The 25859-nt window shown below is 34.7% G+C and carries 24 protein-coding genes; 15 read left to right on the top strand and 9 right to left on the bottom strand.

Annotated elements, in window-relative coordinates:
• Positions 1 to 163: 163 nt before the first annotated feature.
• The 4 genes from lnsB to fetB all read left to right on the top strand — a co-directional run bounded on the left by lnsB (position 164) and on the right by fetB (position 3603).
• Complete coding sequence (lnsB, locus tag HMPREF3239_RS03305) at positions 164 to 946, top strand: CPBP family lipoprotein N-acylation protein LnsB (protein ID WP_070854702.1); 783 nt, start codon at positions 164 to 166, stop codon at positions 944 to 946.
• Between the two features lie 50 nt (positions 947 to 996).
• The gene (locus HMPREF3239_RS03300) at positions 997 to 1797 is read left to right on the top strand and encodes a CPBP family intramembrane glutamic endopeptidase (protein ID WP_070854701.1); all 801 of its coding nucleotides are present in this window, start codon (positions 997 to 999) and stop codon (positions 1795 to 1797) included.
• Between the two features lie 365 nt (positions 1798 to 2162).
• Positions 2163 to 2825, top strand: a complete 663-nt coding sequence (locus tag HMPREF3239_RS03295) for an ABC transporter ATP-binding protein (protein WP_070854700.1) — start codon at positions 2163 to 2165, stop codon at positions 2823 to 2825.
• Positions 2818 to 3603 (top strand): ABC transporter permease, encoded by a 786-nt coding sequence (gene fetB / locus HMPREF3239_RS03290; protein WP_070854699.1) that lies wholly within the window; start codon positions 2818 to 2820, stop codon positions 3601 to 3603. The genes HMPREF3239_RS03295 and fetB overlap by 8 nt, the downstream gene beginning before the upstream one ends.
• A gap of 78 nt (positions 3604 to 3681) precedes the next feature.
• Here fetB and HMPREF3239_RS03285 read toward each other — a convergent pair whose 3' ends face one another.
• A complete protein-coding gene (locus HMPREF3239_RS03285; protein WP_070854698.1) occupies positions 3682 to 5148 on the bottom strand; it encodes a sensor histidine kinase in 1467 nt (488 codons plus the stop codon).
• The gene (locus HMPREF3239_RS03280) at positions 5138 to 5818 is read right to left on the bottom strand and encodes a response regulator transcription factor (RefSeq protein WP_070854697.1); all 681 of its coding nucleotides are present in this window, start codon (positions 5816 to 5818) and stop codon (positions 5138 to 5140) included. Before HMPREF3239_RS03280 ends, HMPREF3239_RS03285 begins: the two co-directional genes overlap by 11 nt.
• A 151-nt stretch (positions 5819 to 5969) precedes the next feature.
• On the opposite strand from HMPREF3239_RS03280, the gene HMPREF3239_RS03275 reads away from it, so the two are divergent.
• Positions 5970 to 6200 (top strand): hypothetical protein, encoded by a 231-nt coding sequence (locus tag HMPREF3239_RS03275; RefSeq protein WP_070854696.1) that lies wholly within the window; start codon positions 5970 to 5972, stop codon positions 6198 to 6200.
• Between the two features lie 117 nt (positions 6201 to 6317).
• The gene (locus tag HMPREF3239_RS03270; protein WP_053028747.1) at positions 6318 to 7493 is read left to right on the top strand and encodes an MFS transporter; all 1176 of its coding nucleotides are present in this window, start codon (positions 6318 to 6320) and stop codon (positions 7491 to 7493) included.
• Between the two features lie 272 nt (positions 7494 to 7765).
• On the opposite strand, the gene HMPREF3239_RS03265 is transcribed toward HMPREF3239_RS03270, so the two are convergent.
• Together HMPREF3239_RS03265 and HMPREF3239_RS03260 are read right to left on the bottom strand one after the other, a co-directional pair.
• Positions 7766 to 9118: a carboxylesterase family protein gene (locus HMPREF3239_RS03265; RefSeq protein WP_070854695.1), complete on the bottom strand. Its 1353-nt coding sequence runs from the start codon at positions 9116 to 9118 to the stop codon at positions 7766 to 7768.
• A 145-nt stretch (positions 9119 to 9263) separates the two neighbouring features.
• A complete protein-coding gene (locus tag HMPREF3239_RS03260) occupies positions 9264 to 10925 on the bottom strand; it encodes an APC family permease (protein ID WP_070854694.1) in 1662 nt (553 codons plus the stop codon).
• Between the two features lie 185 nt (positions 10926 to 11110).
• On the opposite strand from HMPREF3239_RS03260, the gene HMPREF3239_RS03255 reads away from it, so the two are divergent.
• Positions 11111 to 11710: a YdeI/OmpD-associated family protein gene (locus tag HMPREF3239_RS03255; RefSeq protein ID WP_070854693.1), complete on the top strand. Its 600-nt coding sequence runs from the start codon at positions 11111 to 11113 to the stop codon at positions 11708 to 11710.
• Positions 11711 to 11883: 173 nt separating this feature from the next.
• Here the strand turns inward: HMPREF3239_RS03255 and HMPREF3239_RS03250 are convergent, their stop codons facing one another.
• Complete coding sequence (locus tag HMPREF3239_RS03250; RefSeq protein ID WP_053028744.1) at positions 11884 to 12927, bottom strand: 2,3-butanediol dehydrogenase; 1044 nt, start codon at positions 12925 to 12927, stop codon at positions 11884 to 11886.
• 430 nt (positions 12928 to 13357) lie between these two features.
• Between HMPREF3239_RS03250 and HMPREF3239_RS03245 the strand changes: the two genes are divergently transcribed.
• The 4 genes from HMPREF3239_RS03245 to HMPREF3239_RS03230 are packed head-to-tail and all read left to right on the top strand — an operon-like array spanning position 13358 to position 16958.
• Complete coding sequence (locus HMPREF3239_RS03245) at positions 13358 to 14665, top strand: betaine/proline/choline family ABC transporter ATP-binding protein (protein ID WP_070854692.1); 1308 nt, start codon at positions 13358 to 13360, stop codon at positions 14663 to 14665.
• Entirely contained in the window at positions 14665 to 15300 is a 636-nt protein-coding gene (locus HMPREF3239_RS03240) for an ABC transporter permease (RefSeq protein ID WP_037535693.1), read from the top strand. Before HMPREF3239_RS03245 ends, HMPREF3239_RS03240 begins: the two co-directional genes overlap by 1 nt.
• Positions 15301 to 15324: 24 nt before the next feature.
• Entirely contained in the window at positions 15325 to 16272 is a 948-nt protein-coding gene (locus tag HMPREF3239_RS03235; protein WP_053028741.1) for an osmoprotectant ABC transporter substrate-binding protein, read from the top strand.
• Positions 16272 to 16958 (top strand): ABC transporter permease, encoded by a 687-nt coding sequence (locus HMPREF3239_RS03230; protein ID WP_053028740.1) that lies wholly within the window; start codon positions 16272 to 16274, stop codon positions 16956 to 16958. Before HMPREF3239_RS03235 ends, HMPREF3239_RS03230 begins: the two co-directional genes overlap by 1 nt.
• Before the next feature lie 282 nt (positions 16959 to 17240).
• On the opposite strand, the gene lrgB is transcribed toward HMPREF3239_RS03230, so the two are convergent.
• From lrgB to HMPREF3239_RS03210, 4 genes are all read right to left on the bottom strand, one after another.
• Positions 17241 to 17942: an antiholin-like protein LrgB gene (gene lrgB / locus HMPREF3239_RS03225; protein WP_053028739.1), complete on the bottom strand. Its 702-nt coding sequence runs from the start codon at positions 17940 to 17942 to the stop codon at positions 17241 to 17243.
• Positions 17942 to 18397, bottom strand: coding sequence for an antiholin-like murein hydrolase modulator LrgA (gene lrgA / locus HMPREF3239_RS03220; protein WP_053028738.1), 456 nt, complete (start codon positions 18395 to 18397; stop codon positions 17942 to 17944). Before lrgA ends, lrgB begins: the two co-directional genes overlap by 1 nt.
• 275 nt (positions 18398 to 18672) lie before the next feature.
• Entirely contained in the window at positions 18673 to 19440 is a 768-nt protein-coding gene (locus HMPREF3239_RS03215; protein WP_070854691.1) for a response regulator transcription factor LytR, read from the bottom strand.
• Positions 19441 to 21195: a sensor histidine kinase gene (locus HMPREF3239_RS03210; protein WP_070854690.1), complete on the bottom strand. Its 1755-nt coding sequence runs from the start codon at positions 21193 to 21195 to the stop codon at positions 19441 to 19443. It lies immediately after the preceding gene.
• A 429-nt stretch (positions 21196 to 21624) separates the two neighbouring features.
• On the opposite strand from HMPREF3239_RS03210, the gene HMPREF3239_RS03205 reads away from it, so the two are divergent.
• From HMPREF3239_RS03205 to HMPREF3239_RS03190, 4 genes are all read left to right on the top strand, one after another.
• Entirely contained in the window at positions 21625 to 23019 is a 1395-nt protein-coding gene (locus tag HMPREF3239_RS03205) for an MFS transporter (protein WP_053028735.1), read from the top strand.
• 205 nt (positions 23020 to 23224) lie between these two features.
• Positions 23225 to 24157, top strand: a complete 933-nt coding sequence (locus HMPREF3239_RS03200) for a 2-dehydropantoate 2-reductase (protein WP_070854689.1) — start codon at positions 23225 to 23227, stop codon at positions 24155 to 24157.
• Between the two features lie 274 nt (positions 24158 to 24431).
• The gene (locus tag HMPREF3239_RS03195) at positions 24432 to 24905 is read left to right on the top strand and encodes a DUF1440 domain-containing protein (RefSeq protein WP_070854688.1); all 474 of its coding nucleotides are present in this window, start codon (positions 24432 to 24434) and stop codon (positions 24903 to 24905) included.
• Positions 24906 to 24959: 54 nt separating this feature from the next.
• Entirely contained in the window at positions 24960 to 25811 is an 852-nt protein-coding gene (locus HMPREF3239_RS03190) for an NAD-dependent epimerase/dehydratase family protein (protein ID WP_070854687.1), read from the top strand.
• Positions 25812 to 25859: the final 48 nt, after the last annotated feature.

Here is a 25859-nt window from a genome sequence, read left to right as displayed (position 1 = left end):
CTTCTACAATTTAAATCATACACCAATGTAAATCTTTTACAATTTAAAATAAGAAGAAATTTACGATTTTTTAAAATTATTAATATGTTAGGTTAACAAATGGTATATGACATAGATGTATTTCGATGATAAAGTATGACTTACAAGATGTATGAGGTGACCTATGGAGAAAAGAAAAAAGGCAATCACGCATGAGGTTTCTACAAATCAATGGGGGAGTTCTCAAATAGTGAAGAAAGATTTCTTATTGATTCCTATTTACATCATGCTCCAGATTTTAGTACCTATTATTATTGTGTTTGGCGTTTTAGGTATCTATGCAATGATAACGCAAGATCCACCGCCACTTTATTTATATAATTTAACGTTAAGTATCAGTTTTGTCATTGCTCAATTTGTCGTTATCGTTTCATTTTTTGCGTTACATAAATATGATATTGCTGATGTCGCATTGAGACAGTATCGTATAGCTAAACGTCATTACATACCGTTAATCATTACAGTGACACTATTTGCACTACTACTGTTTTATGTGATTAATGTTGTAGCGCAGTATCTACCAAAGCCTATAGGTTATGATATTACACAGGCGCAACTTCGTTTAGAAGGCTTATTTAATCATCCGAGTGCAATTGTATTTACCTTTATTACTATGGTTGTGTTACAACCATTGATCCATGAATTAATTTATCGACATTTAATGATTCATGAACTTGGGAAAAGGCTAAACGTTAGTGTCGTCATTGTGTTGAGCATAGTGATTGAAGTAGGCGTACAGGTTTATGACTTTATATCCGTTATGGAAGTCATACCTTATTTCATATTATCATTAGGGGCGATCATTATATATCTGAGAACTGGCAAGAATTTAGCAGCATCATATCTGTATCATAGCTCTGTACAATTCATCTTATTTATTATTACAATGATAGAAAGATTCTTTTAAATATTGAGCATGATTAAACATACATCGTTAAAAAAGATAAGGAGAGACATATGACTTTTGAAAATGAACATGCGCAAGAAGCATCAAAGCAAGCACCATTCAAAAATGAATTTGCATCGAAACGAATTGTGAAACGTGATTTTTGGCTAATACCAGGATATTTAATCATTAATATTGTACTGCCGTTGATATTAACGATTGTTACAATGATCATGATTATGGCGATTACAGGGCAGACCTCCGAAGCGCCAATGATGAAGCAAGTGATGGGAATTAATCAAATCTTTGTTTTATTAGGGCAGTGCCTCTTATTACTATTGTTTTATTTAATGCATCGTAAGTCGCTCATCCCATTAGCAATTCAGCGCTTTAAAGATTTGAAAAAACATATCGTACTAATCGTTGTTGTACTCATTGCGATGTATTTGGCACAATATATATATGGTAACTTGATAGAATTATTACCTGAGAAATATCAGTTTAGTAATACTGAAAATAATAAACAAATCGAAGAACTCTTCAAGACAAAGTGGATTTGGCCCGTATTGTTCCTAGATATTGTTATCGTAACGCCAATTGTTGAAGAATTGCTCTTTAGACATTTAATTATTCATGAACTTGGTAAGAAATTAACATACGGCGCAATGTACGTTGTTTCAGTCGTGTTATTTGCTAGTTTACATGTGTTAAGTGCATCATCTCCATTTGAAATTGGTCCATATCTTATTATGGCAATTGGATTTGTGATCGCGTATCACTACAGTGGATGGAATTTAGCAACGACGATTACGTTACATATGATTAATAACTTAATATCGTATGTTACTATCATCATTCCGCTGATTTGGTAAGTGATGCATTAAATTAGAAGTAAGATACAGTGTTTCAAGAAATGTCAACTTGAAGACACTTATCTTACTTCTTTTTTTGTTATTATAGATATAAATAATACTCATGGGAGTGGGACAGAATTCTTTTGAATTCGTCGTCCGCTCCCAGCTTGTTTAGCTTGTAGAATTTCTTGATGAAATTCTCTTTGTTGGGGCCCCGCCCGCAAGGATGACTAGAACTGAGAAAAGCTTGATTTAAGCGCCTTCTCAGTTCAGTCAACTACTGCGAATTTGCTAATTAGCATGTTTATATTATTTATGTCCCAGACTGATTTTAATTTATTTTTAATCATAACAGTGTTTATTATGAGGAGGTTGGTAAAAGGATGTTATTAGATGTCAAAAATTTATCATATAAAGCGGATAGACGTATGATACTAAAAAATATTAACTTTCAATTAGCTGAGGGAGAAGCAGTTGCTATTATTGGTCCTTCTGGTAGTGGTAAGAGTACATTTTTAAAGCAAATCAATAATTTAATTAGCCCGACGGATGGGGAACTCTATTTAAAAGGGAAGCCATTTAACGATTATCCTCCTGAAACATTAAGAATGAAGATCAGTTATTTAATGCAACAGAGTCAGCTCTTTGGCGAAACCATTGGTGATAACATGTCATTTCCAGCGTTAGCGCGAGAAGACCGCTTTGATAAAGACAAAGCAATGGATTTACTAAAGAAAGTGAACTTAGGTCAATATGATTTGAATTCTAAAATTGAACATCTTTCAGGCGGCGAGCGTCAGAGGATTACGATTGCCCGTCAACTCATGTACCGTCCAGATATATTATTATTAGATGAATCTACAAGTGCGCTCGATACACAAAATAAGCAGACCATTGAAAATATGATTTTCGACATGGTAAAAGAAGGCGTATCCGTGTTGTGGATTACACATAGTGATGATCAAAGTATGAGACATTTCCATAGACGAATTACAATTAGCGATGGTGAAATCACGAAAGAGGAGGCTTTAAATCAGAATGAGTAATACAGCTCTTTGTTTAACTGCTTTATTATTATTAATTCCCATCTTTATTTCATATAAAGAAGGATTACATATTATTAAAGATTTAGTTGTAGCTTCCATACGCGCAGTTGTACAGTTGATTATATTAGGATTTATCTTGCATTATATTTTCAAAATTGATCAAGCGTGGATATTAATGTTAGCGGTATTAGTGATTATTATTAATGCGTCATGGAATACGATTAATCGTGCTTCGCCAGTAATGCATCATGTCTTTTGGATTTCGTTTATCGCCATTTTTATTGGAACAGCGTTACCTTTAACGGCTACTGTGTTGGCAGGGGCTATCGATTTTAAAGCCAACGAAGTCATTCCAATTGGAGGCATGTTAGCGAATAATGGATTAATTGCGATTAATTTAGCGTATCAAAACTTAGACCGTGCCTTTGTGAAAGACATTACCGATATTGAATCTAAGCTTACATTAGCAGCGACACCTAAATTGGCATCTAAAGCATCGATTAGAGAGAGTATACGTCTTGCAATCGTACCTACAATAGACTCGGTTAAAACATACGGTCTCGTTTCGATACCAGGTATGATGACAGGTTTAATTATTGGTGGTGTACCACCATTACAAGCGATTAAATTCCAATTACTTGTCGTGTTTATTCACACAACAGCGACAATCATGTCAGCCCTAATTGCAACTTATTTAAGCTATAATCAATTCTTTAACGTTCGTCATCAACTCGTTGCACGCAATAGCGCACTCAATGCACCTGATGAAGAAGCATAGACGAAATGAGAAGTAAGGGCGTAGGACAGAATTTTATTTCAATTCGTTGTCCTACGCCCTTACTTTTTTAGATAATATTTAAGAGTCATCCACCAATAGTATATGGAAATGAACGCCTTGTTTAGATGGTAATAGTGTGATTGCGCCATGATGATAATTCACAGCATCTTTAATAATCGATAAACCAATACCGTGTTGTGCTTTATGCGCTTTCGATGTATACGACTGTTTAAATAATGTATCTATATTTGAATGTGGTATGCCTTGACCATCGTCAACGTAATCAATCATTAACTTATTTTCAATTTTAGAAAAAGTCATTTGAATGTTAGGATTGATTTCATTATGATCAATACTATTGTTGATTAAATTAATTAATAATCGCTCGAAATATAATTTATTACCATAAAATGTGGCGTTATCTTCTAAATAAAAGTGACATGTTATAGAATCGTAACCGATAATGTGTGTGATTCGATTGACCGTGGATTGAATCGGAAAATCTTCTTTATCTTGTTTTGTCTGGTTTGTTTCCATATCAAACGTTTGGTTCAAACTATCAATCAAATCACTCATAAATGTTGCTTTCTCCGAAATAAGTTGAACATAGGATTGCGTCTGTTTATCGGCCTGGATGAGCTTAGAATAACCATAAATAGTTGTTAGTGGCGATTTCAAATCATGAGAAATTTGGCTAATCCATTTTGATTTGTAATATGAAATTTGGTTATGATAAAACTTATCAGACAACATTTGTTCATTTAATTGTGACAAAGAAGCATCCAATTCAGGATAAGTACGACGATTCTTAAATCGCTTTCGTTTCGACGTAGGCTGATGCAGTTTGCCTAACGATAAATTACCAATCCAGTCAATATAAAAAGATAACGGTCTTGTGAGTCGCTTCGAAATTAACATTGCCGTTAAAGCAATTAAGATGATGTTAACGATGATAAATGAGATGAACAGTAAAATATATGTGCTTTTACTATCATTGAATGCTTCGCCAAAATTATCATTCCACAATATCGTTCTTTGTCCTGGATTTCTTACAAAATGAAGTTCGTTGTTTGAAATCGAATAGTTGTAACGATTGAAATCAAGTGTAGCGATACTATCAAGCAGTTGTGACGTCTTGATTTCATGACCATTTGTTATTTTAGGTTGTTCAATGTTATCTTTATAAATATAAACAAGATAGGTTCCTTCTTTTGATATAACTGAATTCGCATTATTGATATTTTTTAACAGTGTTGATTTGATGTTTGTATGACGCTTTGACTCAGGATAGAGAATGTCGCCATTTTTTCGCACAAAATATAAGTCAACATGATGCTTTTCAGCAAGTGATTTCAGATTATCATTGGGTGCTTGAGTGATGCCATACGTTTCTAAGTATGTAGGTTCAATTTCATTAATATCCCAGTAAATATTGGGCAATACTTTAAAAAATAGTATGATCACTAAGATACATGTAATAGTAAAGTTTAGAAGGACAAATATCGTCATATACTTAAGAAATTTTAATGTGAATTTATTGATCATCGCGATCTTCCTTAAACATGTAACCTTTACTACGTACAGTTTTAATCATTTTAGGTGCATTCGGCGTGGCTTCAATCTTCTTCCGTAATGTTCTAATATGAACCATTAAAGTATTATCATCCACGCCGGTATCATATCCCCAGACTTTAGCGTAGAGCTGATCTTTAGTCAGTACTTGGTTTTTATTGTTAATAAGATAAGTTAATAAATTATATTCACGATTTGTCAGGTTGATCGGTTTGTCATTAACAAATACTTCCATACTGTTGAAGTTGATGGCTAAATCTTTATAATGGTACGTCGATTGATCTGTATCATTTAAATGTAAAGAAACTCTGTAGTACAACTCCATCGGATCAAATGGCTTTTTAATATAATCGACAGCCCCATGTTCAAATCCTTTATATACATCGATATTTGTTGTCTTCGCAGTCACTACGATAACGGCAGTATCCTTTAAATCAATATATTTAAGTAATTGATAACCGTCTTCAGATCTTAAGTTTAAATCCAATAATATAACCTGAAAGCTGAAATTCAATAGTTCATATTTTGCATCTTCAATATTATCGACAGACTTGATACGTTGTATCCCTTTCGTACTTAAAGATAATGTCATTAACGCATTAATATCTTTATCATCTTCAATAATGAGTACGTCGTCGTTCATGAATACCACCTCATTGTCTATCTTATACAACCTTTTAACATTTAACTATTCTGATAATGATGATTTAAGGAAAAATTAAGATTAAACTAAGTAGCATTTAATTTAAAAATTTTAGTATATAAGTAAATCAATAAGCAAAGGAGCAAATGAAATGAAAGTCATTTCCAATGTGCTTGGGTTTATCATACTTATCCTTGTTTTATTTAATATACTCAGAGTTTTAACAAGCTTAGTTGAATCGTATTTTAATATGAATTTTGGTATTGATGGTGTGCTACATAATCGTTACGTCATTTATGGTGCGCTCGCATTACTTGCCATTTGTGCCTTTCTACAAGAACTTATCGAACATCGATACAACAATAATGAACAAACCTTTTAAAACATAGGGGAAGAAAAATATAATTGAATATTATATAATGGAACAGTTACGAAATTTGAAGAACAGTGCGTAACTGTTTTTTTATGTAGAAATAATGACATGAAAGGAGAAAGAAATATGTCTGTCATGCGTATAGCGACATTTATCATTAGTGTGTTTATTGTGGGCATGGTTGAAATGATGGTCGCTGGAATTATGAATTTAATGAGCGATGACCTAGGTGTTTCAGAAGCGATTATCGGGCAACTGGTTACACTTTACGCATTAACCTTCGCCATATGTGGACCTATACTGGTTAAATTAACGAATCGATTTCCTGCACGTCCCGTTCTTTTATGGACTTTAGTGGCCTTTGTCGTAGGGAATGGTATTATCGCCATTGCACCTAACTTTACGATTCTAGTCGTTGGACGAATATTATCTTCAGCTGCAGCATCTTTAATTATCGTTAAAGTCTTAGCATTAACAGCTATGCTGACAATACCTAAGAATAGAGGTAAGATGATTGGCGTAGTTTATACTGGATTTAGTGGGGCCAATGTCTTTGGTGTGCCAATTGGTACGATGATTGGTGACTGGGTTGGCTGGCGTTTTACGTTCGTGTTTATTATTGTTATCAGTCTTATTGCCGGCTTATTAATGTTGAAATATCTTCCTACAACGACAGAACTTAATCAAGCCAATCGAATGTATAATAACGTTTCTGAAGATAATCAAGTCACATCTCATATTGTTCGACCAATTGAAATCGTTAAGTTTCTTGCGATTACATTACTTATTTTAATTGCCAATTCAGTGACATTTGTATTTATCAATCCACTTATTTTGGAAAATGGTCATACCATGGGCTATGTATCATTAGCGCTACTCGTTAATGGTGTTGCCGGCGTTGTTGGTACATCAATGGGTGGTGTACTCGCTGATAAATTAACAAGTAAACGTTGGTTAATCATTGCGTTTACTGTGTTTATTGTAGTTATGCTTGCAATTAATTTAGTATTGTCAACAACGGTGTTATTACTCGTAGCGCTCTTTATTTGGAATATCGTACAATGGAGTACTAATCCAGCAATACAAAGTGGTATCATCGAACATGTTGAAGGTGACACAAGTCAAGTGATGAGTTGGAATATGTCTTGTCTGAATGCAGGTATTGGTATAGGTGGTATTATCGGTGGCCTTGTTGTATCAAATACGAATGTTGAAGCGGTCACATTTGTCAGTGCCTTTATTGGCTTACTAGGACTTATCATCGTACTTACATTGAAAAATGTACATTATGCTAAAAACTAAGTGTATCTTATGATTGAATATAGAAGAGGTTGAGACATAAGTAATAAGATAATGTGCTACTTTGTGAATTCACAGTAGCTGACTGAACTAAGAAGGCGCTTAATACAAGCTGGGAGCGAGTCCGGGACAAAAATAATCTAATGAAGCTATTTTGCAAATTCGCAGTAGCTGACTGAACTGAGAAGGCGCTCAAATCAAGCTTTTCTCAGTTCTAGTCATCCTTGCGGGGGTGGGACGACGAATTCAAAAGAATTCTGTCCCGCTCCCTTTTTTTAATTATTGTATATGTGTGGTTCTGTGTGGTCGATTGAATAGGGTGCGTAGGGCATGGTACCTGTTGTGGCATAATGAACGATGTCATTTATCATACGTTTGCTTAATTCAATATCGGAAGTGTGCAATTTGATGTTATGCGCCTTAAGTATAGCCATCTTACCAAACCAAAAGACGACGTCTAAAATATGATAGGCGCTTGCGAAATCAACATACTCAGGTCGAGCCCAATCAAATCGTATTAGCCAACGACGCGGATTCTCACGCATTTGGTGTAACAAATTAAGTGTCGGTCTTATAAAATATAACGCTGTCACAGCTTCAGCTTGTTGTTGACCCGTTTGAACATGATTAAAATCAACGTTGATATGATTCAATTTCATCACATTAACAAAACGCTGTGGCTCAAGTTTACGTGATTCATTGCGGATATAACAATCACCTTCATCCTTTGTGTAGCCTAACACAACAGGTTTATTAAAGTGAGCAAGTGGACGGCACATCGTTGTCTCGTTAATCGGTTGATATATTAATTCTAAGCCTTTGGATTTGCCACGTGCTTGTTCATCATATGCCATTAACTGTAGCAATGCTTGCGTGTCTAAATCGTGTATGCTTTTTCCGGAGAAGTGCTGTTGGATTAAGGCATCGAAGTGTTTAGCTTTGTGCACACCTGTTTCTACGGAATCTAGCTGTAATACGCCACTTAATAACATGACTTGGTGGTAATAGTGATCCAGTTGCGGTTGCTGCATTAAAGCTTGAATACTCATACTGCCTGCGGATTGTCCGCATAATGTGACATTGTTAGGATCGCCATCAAAGTATTCAATAAAGTGTGCAACCCATTTTAATAACGCAATCTGATCAGATAGGCCGTTATTTTTATCATACTGCGCATTAAAATAAGACCAATCTAGAAAGCCTAAGGCACCTAATCGATAGTTAAATGTAATTACAATGACATCATGTTGGGCAACAATATGTTCTGGTGTATATAATTCGGCCGAACCGTGACCATTCACAAAGCCACCACCATAAAAATAAATGATAACAGGCTTCTTAGATTTACCAGACGATTGACGCCAAATATTTAAATATAAACAATCTTCATCCTGTTTGAACGTATGTTGTTTAGATGAAAAGAATGTTTCTAACTTATTGTACGGTTGTGGTGGGATGGCTCTAAAGCGCGTTGCATCAACTAACGTATCATAGCTATATCGTGGGCTAGCATGTTTGAAACGGCGATTACCAATCGGCGGCTGTGCATAAGGTATACCTAGAAATTGTTCTATATTATGATGTGTTACCCCTTGAAAGGAACCAGCTGTTGTATTAATCGTTACCACTAAATCATCACCTACACTTACGAATTAATTTAACTATACCATGACGTATGAATGTAAAAATAGATTGGGACAATGAAATTAAAATTTGTGCTATATCATATTAAAAAACCTAAGTATGCGCAAAGGCATACTTAGGATGGTCAGATTAATTATTCTGTTGTTCAGCTTCTTTTCTATCAGCTTCTTGTTGTTCTGCTTCCATTGTATCTTCTTTCATTTGTTTATTGATTTTCTTAGCGCGTTTATAATAAACACTCTTGAAGTGGCTTGTAATACCAATTCTATAGAAGACAAGTGCTAACACGATAATAACTAAGAAATCATAAGGATAATGAATAAAGTTCATACCTTTAAACTCTTTACTACCGATAAATGACATACAAGCCAATAGGATTAAGTATACGATAATCCACATACTACCGCCGATTTGCTTTTTAGTGTTTTTCCAATTCATTTTATATTCATAGAAGAAATAAATTGGTAATCCTAAAATAATGATGAAAATAACTTCGGCAGTTGTTGGCCACATTGCCCAATAAATTGCTAATGACGCAAGTACAAAGGATAATGGTGCCATCACTTTTAACATAGCGCCTCGGAATGGACGATGCAATTTAGGTCCCATTTCACGTAATGACATGACGGTTGTTGGACCTGTTAAGTAAGCGACTAGTGTTGCTGTTGAAATAACGGCAGCAAGTACGCCCCAATCACGGAATAATGTAACCATAACCATACTGATGATGGCATTAAATACGATAGCTACTCGTGGGATATTATACGTTGTGTTAATTTTACCTAAGAATTTAGGAATATGACCATTACGTTCCATCGCGTTTAATACGCGACCAGTAATCGCAACGAATGATACGCCAGTACCGAATGGTGACACAACCGCTTCGATGTATAGCAAGATAGCTAACCAGTTAATGCCTAATAGGATTGCCATATCTGCGAATGGTGAATTGAAGTTAATACCACTCCAACCGTGTTCGCTAATCATTGATTGTGGCATTGATGTAATAAATGTGCTTTGTAGTATGATGTACAAAATGGCACTTAATGTTAAAGAAATGGCAATACCACGTGCAATATTCTTTTCAGGGTTCTTAATTTCTGATCCCATATTAATGATGGTTTGGAATGCATTAAATGAGAAGATAATCCCTGATGTTGTTGTTGCCGCAAAGATAGGTGCACTACCATACGGCATAAATTCGCCTATAGAAGAACCGTAATTGCTTGTGTCGAAACCTGAAAGCATTAACATAATAATTGTTAATAACGGTACACCTAATTTAAAGAACGAAATTAAACTTGTGAATGATGTTAATAATTTAACAGACCAATAGTTTAATAATGAAAAAATAATGATAATGACGTACACAGCGAATAAACCTGTTGTACTAATTGAGCCATTATGCATTAATGCAGAAGTTGGTTTCGCCCAATCCCATGGCCATGAACTGATATATTGAACAGCAGACACAGCTTCAATAGGAATGATTGTAACTAATGATACCCAGTTTGCCCAAGCGGCAATAAAGCCTAGCAATGAACCGTGTGAATATTGAGCATAGTTACTCATACCACCAGATTGAGGGAACATTGTTCCTATTTCGATATAGTTATAAGAAATCGTTCCTATAACGATAAACCCGATAATCCAAGATAATATGGCTGCAGGACCAGCTGCAGAAGAAGCTTCCCATGCACCAAATAACCAGCCTGAACCAATTAAACTTCCTAATCCTAACAAAACAAGTTGGACCAGATTGATTTTACCTTCGTTATTATTTTGTCCCATAAATACTCCTTTATGTTATTTTAATATTCATCAAAAATGATACGTTATAATTATACGCTTATCATTTCATTAGTCAATTTATGATTTTGTAAATTTACAAATGATTGTGTTATAAATAGTTATTGGTTGACTTAAATAATATAATGATTGTATTGTTATCAAACTAACGATATGGGGTGACTAAGGTGTCAGAGAAACAATCCGATAAACAGGTGTTAACTTTTCTTGAAAAGGAGAGTCAGTGGCAAGAAGCTTATCAATATTTAAGAAATTTAATCTTTAATGAGTCAGAATTAGAAGAAACATATAAATGGATGCATCCGACTTATACAATTAATGATAAAAATGTTATTACGATCCATGGTTTTAAGCATTATGTAGCCTTATTGTTTCATAAAGGTGCAATTTTAGAAGATAAATATAAATCGTTAATTCAGCAAACAGAGCGTGTTCAAGCAGCAAGACAATTACGTTTTGAAACATTAGATGAGATTAAACTGCGTCGAGACGAAATTTTATATTATATTGATGAAGCCATTAAAACAGAAAAAGCGGGCAAGAAAGTTGAAATGAAGAAGACAGAAGACTATGACATGCCTGAAGAATTACAACAAGCATTTAATGATGATCCAAAATTAGAAGAGGCATTTTATCAATTAACGCCTGGCAGACAGCACCAGTACATGTATCACATTTCACAAGCGAAACGTAGCCAAACAAGACAAAATAGAGTTGAAAAGTATATCGACCATATTCTTGAAGGTAAAGGCATGTACGATAAATAAAAAGAGAATAAAAAAAGATCGGGACATAATGTGTTTTAAGACGACCGTCAAACGACGTCTTAAAAGTAGGATCATCGGCAGAGCCACTCACGATTCGACAAAATTTGAAAAAATTTTACTCGTCGTTCGGTTCTGCTTAAATCCTAAACATTTATGTCCCGATTTCTCTTCAATTAGCCATTTAATTTAACTAAAATTTTAGCTTGTGATTTATCATTTACTAATTGTTCGAATCCAGATTGAACAATATGTTCTAATTCGATTTCATCTGTTACGACGCTCTTAACGTCTAAGCTTCCGTTCGCAATTAAATCAATTGTTTGTTGGAATGTAGTAGGTGAGTAAGCAATTGTAGATGTCAATTGAACACCTGAGTTAGTTAATAACATTGGGTCGAAATCAACTGCATGTGCAAAGATAGATACGATAACAACAGTACCTCTTGGACGTGTTACTTGAATTGATTGAGATAATGTTACACCAACACCAGCAACTTCAAATGTTACATCTACACCGTTGTCAGTATGTTCATTAATAAAGTCTACAGGATTTGTGTTACCAGAATTGACTACGTGAGTCGCACCGACTTCTTTCGCTTTAGCTAGGCGTTCTTCAGATAAATCAAATACAAAGATTTTACTTGCTCCAGCTGCTTTAGCCGCAACAATTGTTAATAAACCAATTGGGCCAGCACCAAATACTGCAACTGTATCTCCAAATAATAATTTACCTTCTTTAACTGCTTGAACCGCAACGGCTGTTGGTTCAACTAATGCACCTTCTTTATCTGATACGCTTTCAGGTAATGCATAGACATTCTCTTCTGGTGCATTTGTAAATTCAGCAAAGCCACCGTCAGAACCTAAACCGATAAATGAATAGCCATCATATAAATCAACGCTTTCATCTTTCTCATGTTTAGATACAGTTGGGTTAACAACGACGCGATCGCCTTTTTTATATTTTGTAACGTCTTTACCAACTTCTTCAACAACGCCTGAGAACTCATGTCCTAAAGTAACAGGTGCTTTTTGTCCAAGTAGTGGATCAGGTTTATCTGTAGAGATGAAGACTGGTCCTTCTAAGTATTCATGTAAATCAGTTCCGCAAATGCCGGCCCATGATACTTTTACTTTTACTTCGTTGTCTTTTAATTGCTTAGGTTCACGATCTTCCACGCGAACATCTTTTTGACCATACCATACTGCTGCTTTCATTATTACAACATCCCTTCAATAAATACTTATTACACTTATAGACTAATACTATTGATATTAGAATGCAATTTTGAATCCAGCTTTAAATGATTTATTTGAATAAATATGACAATTTGATGAATTTTATTGTAGGCAACTTTATTTTTAAATATTTTTTATCACAATCATGCTTGAATAAAACTTAAAAAATTGCAATTGTGAACATTTTTAATCATTTTATATAAAAAATGTTTCAAAAAATTATATAGGGTATATAAAAATTAAAGATGGAAAACGCTCGAATGATATTCCAATTGAATTTAATAAAATTTTATGAAGCAAAGGCCGTGTGGCTCTTGTTTAACTTATTACGTATTTGTTTAACAATGGGACTACTGGCCTTTTGTATTTTGAGCTTTTTTATCTTGCAACAATAGGGAGGAGCAATCTAATGACGCTAAGTATTAAGAACTTAACAAAGATTTATGCTGGCAATAAAAAAGCTGTAGATAATATTTCATTAGATATTGAATCAGGTGAATTTATTGCGTTTATTGGGACAAGTGGTAGTGGGAAAACGACTGCTTTACGAATGATCAATAGAATGATTGAAGCTACTGATGGGACAATTGAAATGAATGGCAAGAATGTTCGAAATATGAATCCAGTTGAATTACGCCGTAGCATTGGGTATGTAATTCAACAAATTGGATTGATGCCACATATGACTATACGAGAAAACATCGTGTTAGTACCAAAGTTGCTTAAATGGTCTAAAGAAAAGAAAGATGCTAAAGCGAAAGAGTTAATTAAACTTGTAGATTTACCTGAAGATTATTTAGATCGCTATCCATCTGAGTTATCAGGTGGTCAACAACAACGTATTGGTGTTGTGCGTGCATTAGCGGCTGAACAAGATATTATCTTAATGGACGAGCCTTTTGGTGCATTAGATCCGATTACGAGAGATACGTTACAAGATTTAGTTAAAGACCTTCAGAAAAAGTTAGGCAAAACATTTATCTTCGTTACACATGATATGGACGAAGCAATTAAACTTGCAGACCGAATTTGTATTATGTCTAAGGGGAAAGTTGTGCAGTATGATACACCAGATAATATTCTTAGAAATCCAGCGAATGATTTCGTAAAAGAATTTATTGGTCAAAATAGATTAATTCAAGATCGTCCAAATATGAGAACTGTTGAAGATGCAATGATTAAACCGGTCACTGTTAACGCAAATGACACATTGAATGACGCGGTCAATATTATGAGACAGAGACGTGTAGATACGATTTTTGTTGTAAATAACCATCAACATTTACTCGGATTTTTAGATATTGAAGATATCAATCAAGGTTTACGCCAACGTAAAGAATTAATCGATACGATGCAGCGTGATGTTTATAAAGTACATATTGATTCTAAATTACAAGACTCTGTACGTACGATACTTAAACGAAATGTAAGAAACGTACCGGTTGTAGATAATGATAATGCACTCATTGGTCTGATTACACGTGCAAATCTTGTTGACATTGTTTATGACTCTATTTGGGGTGAACAAGATGATGAGATGATTTTATCTGATACACATATGAATGCCGTTCAACGTGAAAATGAGTTAGGTCATATCAATAAAAAAGAACAAGCACAAGAAAGACCTCATGACGCGACGTCTAAACAGCAAGATGTCACAGACAGATTAGACACACAAGATGTAAAGGATTCTGACCAATCAGGAGTTGATCGCTAATGCGCCAATTTTTCCAAGAATATGGAAGCCAACTCGTATCAAAAACGATTGAACACTTCTACATATCTATTATCGCACTGTTAATTGCGATTGTAGTTGCGGTACCACTAGGCATTCTATTATCTAAGACTAAGCGTACTGCAAATGTAGTGTTAACGATTGCGGGTGTGCTTCAAACGATACCGACGTTAGCCGTATTAGCCATTATGATTCCAATCTTTGGTGTAGGTAAGACGCCAGCGATTGTCGCATTATTCATTTATGTATTATTACCCATTTTAAATAACACTGTTCTAGGTGTACAAAATATTGATAAGAATATCATACAAGCTGGAACAAGTATGGGTATGACGAAGATGCAGTTAATGAAAGATGTTGAATTACCTTTAGCCTTACCACTTATCATTAGTGGAATACGTTTATCTAGTGTTTACGTTATTAGTTGGGCAACATTAGCAAGTTATGTTGGTGCAGGTGGACTAGGTGATTTAGTCTTTAACGGCTTGAATTTATATCAACCGCCAATGATTATCAGTGCTGCCATTCTAGTAACATGTCTCGCATTACTTGTAGATTTCATACTTTCTTTAATTGAAAAGTGGGCTGTGCCTAAAGGGTTAAAAGTATCTAGATAAATACAAAGGGAGGATTTTAAAATTATGAAAAAGCTTAAATTGACTTTCATACTTCTTGCAATGTCTCTCATCGTATTATCTGGATGTAGCTTACCAGGATTAGGCGATGGTGACGGGAAAGATAGTGTGAAAATTACTGCCACAGAAACAAGTGAAACGAAAATTATGGCAAACATTGAAAAGTTAATGATAGAACATTATACAAACGGCAAAATTAAACCTACAATTGTTGGTAATTTAGGATCAAGTATTATTCAACATAATGCGTTACAACGCGGAGATGTGAATATGTCTTCAGTTCGATATACAGGGACTGAATTAACAAGTGTACTGGATGCACCACCAACTAAAGATACGAAAAAAGCAATGTCAGAGTCACAAAGATTATTTAAAGAAAAATACAATCAAAAATATTATGACTCATTTGGATTTGAAAATACGTATGCATTTATGGTGACCAAAGACGTTGCTGAGAAATACAATTTAGAAAAAGTATCTGACTTAGAAAAATATAAAGATGACTTACGTCTAGGTATGGATACACAATGGATGAACCGTGCAGGTGATGGCTACCCAGCTTTCCAAAAAGAATATGGATTCAAATTTGCGAGTGCGCGTCCAATGCAAATTGGTTTAGTGTACGATGCATTAAAAAATAAAAAATTAGACGTGGCAGTTGGTTATTCAACTGATGGACGTATTGCTGCGTATGATTTAAAAATTTTAAAAGACGATCGTAAATTCTTCCCACCTTATGATGGAAGTCCATTGGCAACTGAAAAATTAATTAAAGATCATCCTGAAATTGATGAAGCATTGAAAAAATTACAGGGACAAATTAGTACGAAAGAAATGCAAAAACTAAATTATGAAGCGGATGGCAAAGGGAAAGAACCAGCCGTTATTGCAGAAGAATATGTGAAAAAACATAACTATTTTGAAGATGATAGTAAGAAAGGTGGTCAAAAATAATGAAAGGTAACTTGTTAAGCTCGCTTTATGAATACTATACCTTAAACTTTGGCTATCTCATGGAACTCTTTTTCAAGCATTTATTAATGTCTATTTATGGTGTTTTATTTGCTTGTATTATTGGTATTCCGATAGGGATTTTAATTTCAAGATATACGAAATTGTCATGGCCTATCATTACTATTGCGAATATTATTCAAACCGTACCAGCAATTGCAATGTTAGCAATACTCATGTTGGCGCTTGGATTAGGACCTAACACTGTAGTGTTTGCAGTATTCTTATATGCGTTACTTCCGATTATTAAGAATACGTACACAGGTATCACTGAAGTGGACTACAATATTAAAGATGCAGGTAAAGGCATGGGTATGACTAAAAATCAGGTTATGCGCATGATTGAGTTGCCATTGTCCTTATCCGTTATTATCGGCGGTATTCGTATTGCGCTAGTTGTAGCGATAGGTATTGTGGCCATTGGCTCATTTATTGGGGCATCAACATTAGGAGATATCATCATACGTGGTACGAACTCTACTGACGGTACTGTATATATCCTTGCAGGTGCCATTCCAATAGCATTCATCGCGATTATTATCGATTTAGGATTACGTTTCTTAGAAAAGAAACTTGATCCAACGAATAAAAATAAAAAACGCGAGAATCAAGTACAAAGTATCAATTAATGATGCTCACCACATACAGTAATACTTTGATTTCAATCATTAGAAGTATTGACGTAAGTGTGTGAAATGGAATGAACGATTTGGCTATAGCAGTTTGGAATAAACAGAAAAGGGAGTGGAACAGAAATAAAATTTTTCAAAATTTATTTCGTTGTACCACCCCGGCAAGGTTGACTAGAATTAAAAAAAGCTTGTTACAAGTGCATTTTTAATTCAGTCAACTACTGCCAATATATAAAGAAAGCCTGAGACATCAATTTTTGTCCCAGGCTTTCTTTATATCTAGAATAAGATTGACGCTAATGGTGGAACGATGACAACGATAATGACACCAACGATAACTACGGCAATACTGCCCATAGATTCTTCAGTTTCACCAAGTTCTTTAGCTGCAGCTACACCCAATGTGTGACCACTTGTACCAAGTGCTAAGCCACGTGCGATTGGATTTGATATTTTAAACCACTTAACAATTTTAGTACCTAATGCAGAAATGACAACGGCATTAAGGATGACTGCTAATGATGTTAGCTCTTTGACACCACCAATACCTTCAGATACTGGAAGGGCAATGGCTGTTGTAGCAGCCTGAGGTAACATTGAAGCACTGATTTGATCTCCTAAACGGAATACAGTAGCTACTAAGTATATTAAAATTAATGCGATTAACGTACCAATTGCGATCCCACCAAAAATTTGTAACCAATATTTTTTGAGGACATCACGTTTTTTATATAAAGGGATAGCAAAACTAATGGTTGCTGGTTCTAAGAAGAAGTTAATAATATCCCCACCAATTTTATAATGTTCATAGCTAATGCCTGTTACTTTTAAGAATACAATTCCCGCAACCATAGCTACGAATAGCGGTGCTAATAAGAAGAAACCATTCGTTTTTTTATAAAAATATTGTGCAATAACAAATGGTATTAATGAAACTAAGATACCAAAATAAGGTGTTGTTATACCTAAATGCTCTACCATTAGTTACCCTCCCCAAGTTTAGTTTGTTCGTTTTGTTCTTTAGATGGGAACAATGTTTTTGTTACGAATAATTGTGAAACAAATCCGATACATATTAGTAATAATAATGTTGAAATAATGATTAATAATAATATTAAAATTGGATGTTGGCTTAGTATTGGTAAAGAATTGATAACAGAAATTCCAGCCGGCACGAATAGGAAGCTAATGCTATTCGTTAATGCTGTACCCACATCTTCAACTTGGCCTAGTTTAACAATACCAGTGCATAATAGGATGAATAGTAAAACAAGTCCTATAACTGATGCTGGCATTGGAAATGGTATGAAACTTTCAATGATTTTCGAAATAAATAATACGATAGCAATGGTTAATGCTTGCTGAAAGAAATTATACGTTTTCGTCAACTTATGATTACTTTTGCGTGCATTACTTTGTGATTGTTCATTTGCCATATTTTAACGCTCCCTTTCTCTTTCCCTTACAAACAGGATATTATGAAAACGTTTACTTTTGTGTCTTTTGGCAGTGACTTGCAAAAATTCGTATGTGAGTTGCATCATATTCAACTTGAAAATCAAAAGAATGCATCAACGATAAATGTATGTGATTCAAACAATAAAAAAGTATTTAACCATGGATGAAGTAAGACCTAGAACGTCATCTTGACTTCATCAGATTAAATACTAATGCTATGAATATGTTTAATAATGAATATTTTAAATTTATATTAGGCAAGTCCAATTTCATGTTTAAAGGTCTTCATAAATGAACGACTGACTTGAAATTTATCGCCTGATGACATAGTGACTTGATAAGTATAATTGAACCAATGCTCAACACTATCAATATGCATTTTATTAATGATAGTGGCACGATGAATTTTAATAAATAGATGACTTGGCAATTTCTTTTCATAGTAATTTAGTGGCTCAGTTGTTTGATACGTGCGCTGTGTTGTATTAATGGTTGTGATACCATTGTTGACAGAAACGGCTGTGATGTCATCGATTCGAATCACGTAGATGCGTTCGTTCATTTCGATGGGTAATACCGTCTGATCACCATGATGACTGTCATCCGTTTGCAACGATGGCGTTGGAGATTCAATCGTTGTTTGACTAAATCCTTGCTTATTGGACGTCGCCTGCTTAACTTTATTTACTGCTTGTTCGATACGCTCGAGTTCAAACGGTTTAAGGATATAATCTATTGCATCAAGTTCAAAGGCTTTAACTGCGAATGTGTCATGTGCTGTTGCGAAAATAATATGTGGGGGATGTTTCATTTTTTTGATTTTTTGTGCTAAATCAATACCACTTTCATCCATAAGATTAATATCTAAAAAGACTAAATCATAGGTTTCAGATAAAAGTTTTTCTAATGTTTCTTCAATATTTTCTGCCTCATCAATAACGTTAAATCCTGAGATTTCATTGAGTAAATAATGAAGCTCATTGCGAGCTAATGGTTCATCATCAACAATTAACGTCTTCACTTAAATATCCTCCTTTATAACATGTGTTGGTATATGGCAACTTACCGTCGTTCCTAGTTCGGTTGAATCAAACTGTAATCCTGCTGTTGTACCGTACAATCCAATTAAACGTCTGTTTAAATTTTCTAAGGCACTTCCTGTTCCTGTCTCTGAGTCAACACTCATTTGTCCGATTAATGGTAACTTATGATCCTCAATTCCATTTCCATTATCACGAACCATTAATGTTAATACGTCGTCATCATAGTGTGCATGCACATCAATGATGTTATCTTTTCGACGATGTTTAAAGGCATGCTTTATCGCATTTTCAACCAAGATTTGAATAATGAAAGGTGGGATGAGCACATGATGACAAGCGGCATCAATGTGATATTTAATCGTAAAGCGATCAGGGAATCGAGCTTGTTCTAATGCTAAATAGGCCTCTACTTGTTGTAACTCTTTATCTAATGTAATGGTGTTATTACGAGCACCTTGTAGATTGGATCTAAAGAATTGACTCAATTGTAATAATAACTTTCTAGCCTTTTCACTATCAATACGTACGAGTGCTGAAATCGTATTAATCGCATTAAAGAAGAAGTGGGGATTAACTTGTGCTTGTAGCGACTTGATTTCAGCATCTTTTAATAGCTTACTCTGCATTTCCGCTTGTCCCAATTCTAATTGACTTGAAAAGATGTCAGCTAAACCACGTGCCAGTTGTTTCGTTGATGTCGTATTGTCATATTCATTAGTGAAATAAAATTTTAATGTTCCAACGACTTCTTGGTTGGTCATTAAAGGGATAACAATCGCAGATTCTAAAGCACAATTCGGGTTATGGCATCCGATTTCTTCTTTGGAATGGGCTTCTTTTAATTGTCCCGTTTGAATCACTTCCTTAGATAAATCGGTAATAATGGCCTTTTTAGCAACGTGATGGTCACTAGCGACACCAACATGTGTTAAAATATCCTTTCTATTTGTGATGGCGACTGCCGATACATTCATTAACTTTAGAATAATTTCAGCAACTGGACGTGCAGACTGTGCCGTTAAACCGGATCTGAAATAAGGTAAAGTTTTATTGGCTATTTCAAAGACATCATGGGTTTGAATCGCACGTGTTTGCTCTTCTTGTTTCAATGTTGAAAGGATAATGGATAAGAAGATAGCTGTCCCAATACTGTTAATCAAAATCATAGGTAATGCAATAAATTGAACAAGTGACCATGCAGCAGTTGTATCATTGGCAAAAATCAGAATACATGCCATTTGAATGGCTTCGTTTAATGCGCCAATTAAAGCACCCATTAAAACAGTTGGATAAGTATAACGACGCATCGTACGGTAACCATAAAATCCCGATATGAGTGCGATAATTATAGATGAAATAAGGTAAGTATACGCATTTGCACCGCCGATATAAAGGCGAAATAGCCCTGATACAATACCGACAATAATTGCTACAAAAGGACCACCAATTAAACCTGACATCCCAATTGTTAATACACGCGTATTTGCCATAGAAGCATCGTCGTTAAGGTGGTAATAAATATTACTAGATACAATATGTCCATTTTCAATTTCAATGCCAGTGAAATTTGAAGTGATAGCAAATAGGACGAATAATATAGTCAATTGCCATTGAGAACGTAATTTGTCGCGTTCGCCCATCATCGTTTTAAAGTGATTAATATTCATTAATATATAAGCAATAATAATAATTAACCCTACACGTTCAAGCAATAATATAAATAAATTAAACATTGTAAGCACCTATTCATTGTAGTTTCAGTTAAAATACTTGTTCTTTCTTTAATTATAATATGGATAATTTTAACTTAATAGTTTAAAATTAAAAGTTATAATTTATAGGTATCTAATAATTGGTTTATTGCGCTTTTGAGTATGTTATGAAAAATAATTATTGAAAAAATTAGAGTATTTTATTAAGTCATTTCTTCTTAATTATGATAAGGTTTTCAATATAAACTAATTTCTTAAGTGAGTGTTGTATCTTTCATAAGCGAACGTCAGATGATGTAAGGCAGGATACGCATGTTAATAAATTATAGAAATAGGGAACTTATTAAATAGTGCTACATAAAATATATGACACTCAAAGAAATGATTTACGATGAGGTAAATCTACTTGAGTAGATTAGTTTTAGGGTAATTTAGGAGGAATTTTTCGAGATGGAGTCTTCAAAACAATTTAGGGGAGATAATAAATTACTAATTGGTATTATCATTGGTGTACTTACGTTCTGGTTATTTGCACAATCATTAGTTAACGTTGTACCAACGTTGCAATCATCATTTAATACAGACATGGGTACGATTAATATTGCCATTAGTTTAACAGCATTATTCTCTGGATTATTTATCGTAGGTGCAGGGGATATTGCAGACAAATTAGGTCGAGTGAAAATGACATACATCGGCTTAGCATTAAATGTTATTGGATCATTGTGTTTAATCATTGCACCTGTCGCATGGTTACTATTAGTAGGTCGTGCGTTACAAGGTTTATCTGGTGCTTTAATTATGCCGTCAACACTTGCGATCATTAATGAATATTACATAGGAAAAGAAAGACAACGCGCTGTAAGTTACTGGTCTATAGGTTCTTGGGGCGGTAGTGGTATTTGTTCATTATTTGGTGGTTTTATGGCCTCAACCATTGGTTGGCAGTGGATTTTTATTGTTTCAATTGCACTTTCAATTTTAGCCTTTTTCTTAATTAAACATACACCCGAGACTAAAGTTGAACCTAGTGAAAATGAAACTAAAGCTAAATTTGACGTGACTGGTTTAATATTATTAGTTATCACACTATTAAGTGTTAACGTAATGGTTACGCAAGCTGCAGATCGTGGATTGTTCTCACCAATGATTTTATCACTTGGCGTTGTATTTATTGTTGCAGGTATTCTATTTATCATAAGAGAATTGAAAACGGAAAATCCACTTGTTGATTTTCATATTTTCAAAAATAAAGGCTATAGTGGTGCGACATTATCAAACTTCATGTTAAACGGTGTTGCTGGTGGTACACTTATTGTTGTTAATACGTATTATCAAAGTCAATTAGGTTTTAGTTCATTACAAGCAGGATTAATCTCAATCACGTACCTTGTAGCCGTGCTTATCATGATTCGTGTCGGTGAGAAATTATTACAAAAACTAGGTGCTAAAAAGCCGTTATTAGTAGGTAGTGGTTTCTCATTCTTAGGACTATTACTATTATCGTTAACATTCTTACCAGATATTGCTTATATTATTTCAAGTATTATAGGTTACTTATTATTTGGTATTGGTTTAGGTACTTATGCGACACCTTCTACAGATACTGCCGTTGCGGAAGCACCTGACGACAAAGTAGGGGTGGCATCGGGATTATATAAAATGGCATCATCTTTAGGTAACGCGTTTGGTGTTGCGATGTCTAGTACTATCTTTGGATTTGGCGCATCATTCATGAATTTACAATTAGGTGGCGCCGCTGGTGTGTTATTTAATGCCGGTATTGCCTTAACCGCATTTATAGTTATCTTGATATTAGTACCGAAGAAACTTAGTACAAATTAATCGGGACAGTTCGTTTTATCAATATATTAAAGCGTTTATACTTCATTAAGATACCGAACTCAATTTGAGTTCGGTATGTTTTTTTTAATTGAAATGTGATTCACGATTAGTTATCTAAAAATTATGAATATTGTGTTTATAATATTGACGCTTAATCACTAAAGTAGTATTTTAAAAACATCATTAGAAAAAGGAGTCATGACTTATGAAAATAGCAATTGCAGGTTCTGGTGCATTAGGAAGCGGATTTGGTGCGATGCTATATCGCCAAGGGTATGATGTAACATTAATCGATGGATGGGAGCCACAAGCGACAGCAGTCAAACAAGATGGGTTACATATAGATATTAATGGTGAAGCACATCATCTTAAAATGACGATGTATCCACATAATGCTATTCCACAGGATGCACAATTTGATGTTATCTTTTTATTCACTAAAGCGATGCAGTTGCAAGATATGTTGACGCACATTAAAGCACACATTCATGACAAGACGATTATGGTTTGTACGATGAATGGTTTGAAGCACGAACGTTTAATTAAGCAATATGTGAATGAAGCGCGTATCGTACGTGGCGTTACGACATGGACTGCCGGACTAGAATCTCCAGGACATACACATTTAATGGGTGCAGGGCCAGTTGAAATCGGTGCACTCGTACCTGAAGGTCAAGCTAATGTTGACGTGGTATATGACCTCTTAGCACAATCAGGTCTTAACCCACATAAAAGTGAGCATTTACAACAATCTATTTGGAAGAAGATTTGTGTCAATGGAACTGCGAATGCGCTTTGTACAATTTTAGAGTGTCGCTTATCTAATTTAAATGAGAGTGATTATGCGAAACAACTTATTTATAAAATAACGCAAGAAATTGTACAAGTTGCAACGGTAGATGGTGTGCATTTAAACGGTGATGAAGTTTACCATTATCTTATCGATTTAAATGAGAAGGTAGGTCCTCATTATCCATCTATGTATCAAGATTTGATTAATAATAATCGTTTAACAGAAATTGATTATATTAACGGCGCGGTAGCTCAACTAGGTAAAGAACATCATATTGATGCTCCTGTTAACCAATTTGTAGCCAATATGGTCCATGCAAAAGAGCAACAACGCCATGCCGAATAGTGTGTTGTTATATACGTTTGATAATGAATAGGTCAACAATTAAGGCGACGTTATGAGGTTATTTTAATATAGATATATTTTGAAGCGAGATTACGAGCGTAGGACGACAAATTTAAAGCATTGTCCTGTGCCACACCTCGCTTTTTTAAATCGAATCATTATATCTTTGTCATAAAAAGTGATACGCTTAACCCTTATTGAAACATGAATGATTATAAAATAGTCGTAAACGGGTAGAAGAAGATTAAGTGAATGTGAAGGAGCTGTTATTAGAATGAATCGTTCAACGCAACGTATTATCGTTACAACGATTGTAGGTGGATTACTCAGTGGTGCAGTTAAAATTGGTTGGGAAGCACTTATCCCACCTAGAACACCAGAACGTGAGCAAGAAACGCCACCAATGACATTATTGAATCAGCTAGGATTACCAGACTCAATAAAGAACGCAACATATCATTATAACGGCAACGATATTCCAGTAACAGTTATGGGGATTCATTATGGCTTCTCTGTAGCAAACGCGTTTGCATATGGCTTATTAGCTGAACGATTCCCAACTATTACAGCTTTAAAAGGTTCGTTAATTGGCATTGCGATTCATATTGCATTTCATGAATATCTTTTGCCTAAATTGTCATTGACGCCACAGGTTAAAGATTTACCATATGAGGAACGACTTTCAGAGCTGTTTGGTCATATCGTATGGATGAATACAATCGATATGATTAGAGATTCAAGTAAGTAGTAACATTAAGTTATTCATTTTTTAAAAAAGAGAAATAGAAAGGTGCGTATAAAAATGACTAAAATATTTATTACAGGTGCCACAGGATTAATTGGAACACGTTTAACACAACGTTTGATTGAAGAAGGCTATGAAGTAGCTGGATTTACAACATCTGAGAAGGGGAAAGCGAAATTAGAAGGATTAGGTGCCAAAGCGTATATTGGCGATATCTTAAAAGCAGATACCATTGATGCAGCAGTGGGTGACTTCCGACCGGATATTATTATTAATCAAATTACAGATTTAAAAAATGTCGACATGGCCGCAAACACGAAAGTACGTGTAGAAGGTGGTAAAAATCTAACGGACGCTGCGTTGAAGTATGATGTCAAAAAAGTGGTGGCACAAAGTATCGGCTTTATGTATGAACCTGGTGAAGGTCTTGCGACTGAAGAAACACCACTAGATAATCATTCAGATGGAGATAGAAAAATTACAGTAGACGGTGTGGTTGGACTAGAAAAAGAAACGGCACGTATGGATCACTATGTTGTACTTCGCTTTGGATGGTTATACGGACCAGGGACATGGTACGGTAAAGACGGTATGATTTATAACCAATTTAAAAACGGTGAAGTAACATTATCAGATGGTGTTACATCATTTATTCATTTAGATGATGCTGTTGAAGTATCTATTCAGGCGATGAATTTTGATAATGGTATTTATAACGTTGCAGATGACGCGCCAGTAAAAGGATCAGAATTTGCAGAATGGTATGCGAAAGAAGTTGGTGTTGATCCTAAAGTCACTATCCAACCAGCACAATCATTTGAACGTGGTATTAAAAATGACAAGTTTAAAGCACAAGGTGGTACATTAATCTATAATACGTGGAAAGATGGCATGCACCCATTAAAATAAATGATGAGTAAAAGAAGGGAGTGGGACAGAATTCTTTTGAATTCGTCG

Source organism: Staphylococcus sp. HMSC34C02 (assembly GCF_001838705.1).
GTDB classification, from domain to species: domain Bacteria; phylum Bacillota; class Bacilli; order Staphylococcales; family Staphylococcaceae; genus Staphylococcus; species Staphylococcus borealis.
The sequence above is the reverse complement of the archived record's forward strand: the minus strand, read 5'-3'. Positions and strand labels throughout refer to the sequence as shown.

Coding starts and splice junctions, on each gene's coding strand:
- lnsB (WP_070854702.1), top strand. CDS start 164: ATGGAGAAAAGAAAAAAGGCAATCACGCATGAGGTTTCTACAAATCAA.
- HMPREF3239_RS03300 (WP_070854701.1), top strand. CDS start 997: ATGACTTTTGAAAATGAACATGCGCAAGAAGCATCAAAGCAAGCACCA.
- HMPREF3239_RS03295 (WP_070854700.1), top strand. CDS start 2,163: ATGTTATTAGATGTCAAAAATTTATCATATAAAGCGGATAGACGTATG.
- fetB (WP_070854699.1), top strand. CDS start 2,818: ATGAGTAATACAGCTCTTTGTTTAACTGCTTTATTATTATTAATTCCC.
- HMPREF3239_RS03285 (WP_070854698.1), bottom strand. CDS start 5,148: ATGATCAATAAATTCACATTAAAATTTCTTAAGTATATGACGATATTT.
- HMPREF3239_RS03280 (WP_070854697.1), bottom strand. CDS start 5,818: ATGAACGACGACGTACTCATTATTGAAGATGATAAAGATATTAATGCG.
- HMPREF3239_RS03275 (WP_070854696.1), top strand. CDS start 5,970: ATGAAAGTCATTTCCAATGTGCTTGGGTTTATCATACTTATCCTTGTT.
- HMPREF3239_RS03270 (WP_053028747.1), top strand. CDS start 6,318: ATGTCTGTCATGCGTATAGCGACATTTATCATTAGTGTGTTTATTGTG.
- HMPREF3239_RS03260 (WP_070854694.1), bottom strand. CDS start 10,925: ATGGGACAAAATAATAACGAAGGTAAAATCAATCTGGTCCAACTTGTT.
- HMPREF3239_RS03250 (WP_053028744.1), bottom strand. CDS start 12,927: ATGAAAGCAGCAGTATGGTATGGTCAAAAAGATGTTCGCGTGGAAGAT.
- HMPREF3239_RS03245 (WP_070854692.1), top strand. CDS start 13,358: ATGACGCTAAGTATTAAGAACTTAACAAAGATTTATGCTGGCAATAAA.
- HMPREF3239_RS03240 (WP_037535693.1), top strand. CDS start 14,665: ATGCGCCAATTTTTCCAAGAATATGGAAGCCAACTCGTATCAAAAACG.
- HMPREF3239_RS03235 (WP_053028741.1), top strand. CDS start 15,325: ATGAAAAAGCTTAAATTGACTTTCATACTTCTTGCAATGTCTCTCATC.
- HMPREF3239_RS03230 (WP_053028740.1), top strand. CDS start 16,272: ATGAAAGGTAACTTGTTAAGCTCGCTTTATGAATACTATACCTTAAAC.
- lrgB (WP_053028739.1), bottom strand. CDS start 17,942: ATGGTAGAGCATTTAGGTATAACAACACCTTATTTTGGTATCTTAGTT.
- lrgA (WP_053028738.1), bottom strand. CDS start 18,397: ATGGCAAATGAACAATCACAAAGTAATGCACGCAAAAGTAATCATAAG.
- HMPREF3239_RS03210 (WP_070854690.1), bottom strand. CDS start 21,195: ATGTTTAATTTATTTATATTATTGCTTGAACGTGTAGGGTTAATTATT.
- HMPREF3239_RS03205 (WP_053028735.1), top strand. CDS start 21,625: ATGGAGTCTTCAAAACAATTTAGGGGAGATAATAAATTACTAATTGGT.
- HMPREF3239_RS03200 (WP_070854689.1), top strand. CDS start 23,225: ATGAAAATAGCAATTGCAGGTTCTGGTGCATTAGGAAGCGGATTTGGT.
- HMPREF3239_RS03195 (WP_070854688.1), top strand. CDS start 24,432: ATGAATCGTTCAACGCAACGTATTATCGTTACAACGATTGTAGGTGGA.
- HMPREF3239_RS03190 (WP_070854687.1), top strand. CDS start 24,960: ATGACTAAAATATTTATTACAGGTGCCACAGGATTAATTGGAACACGT.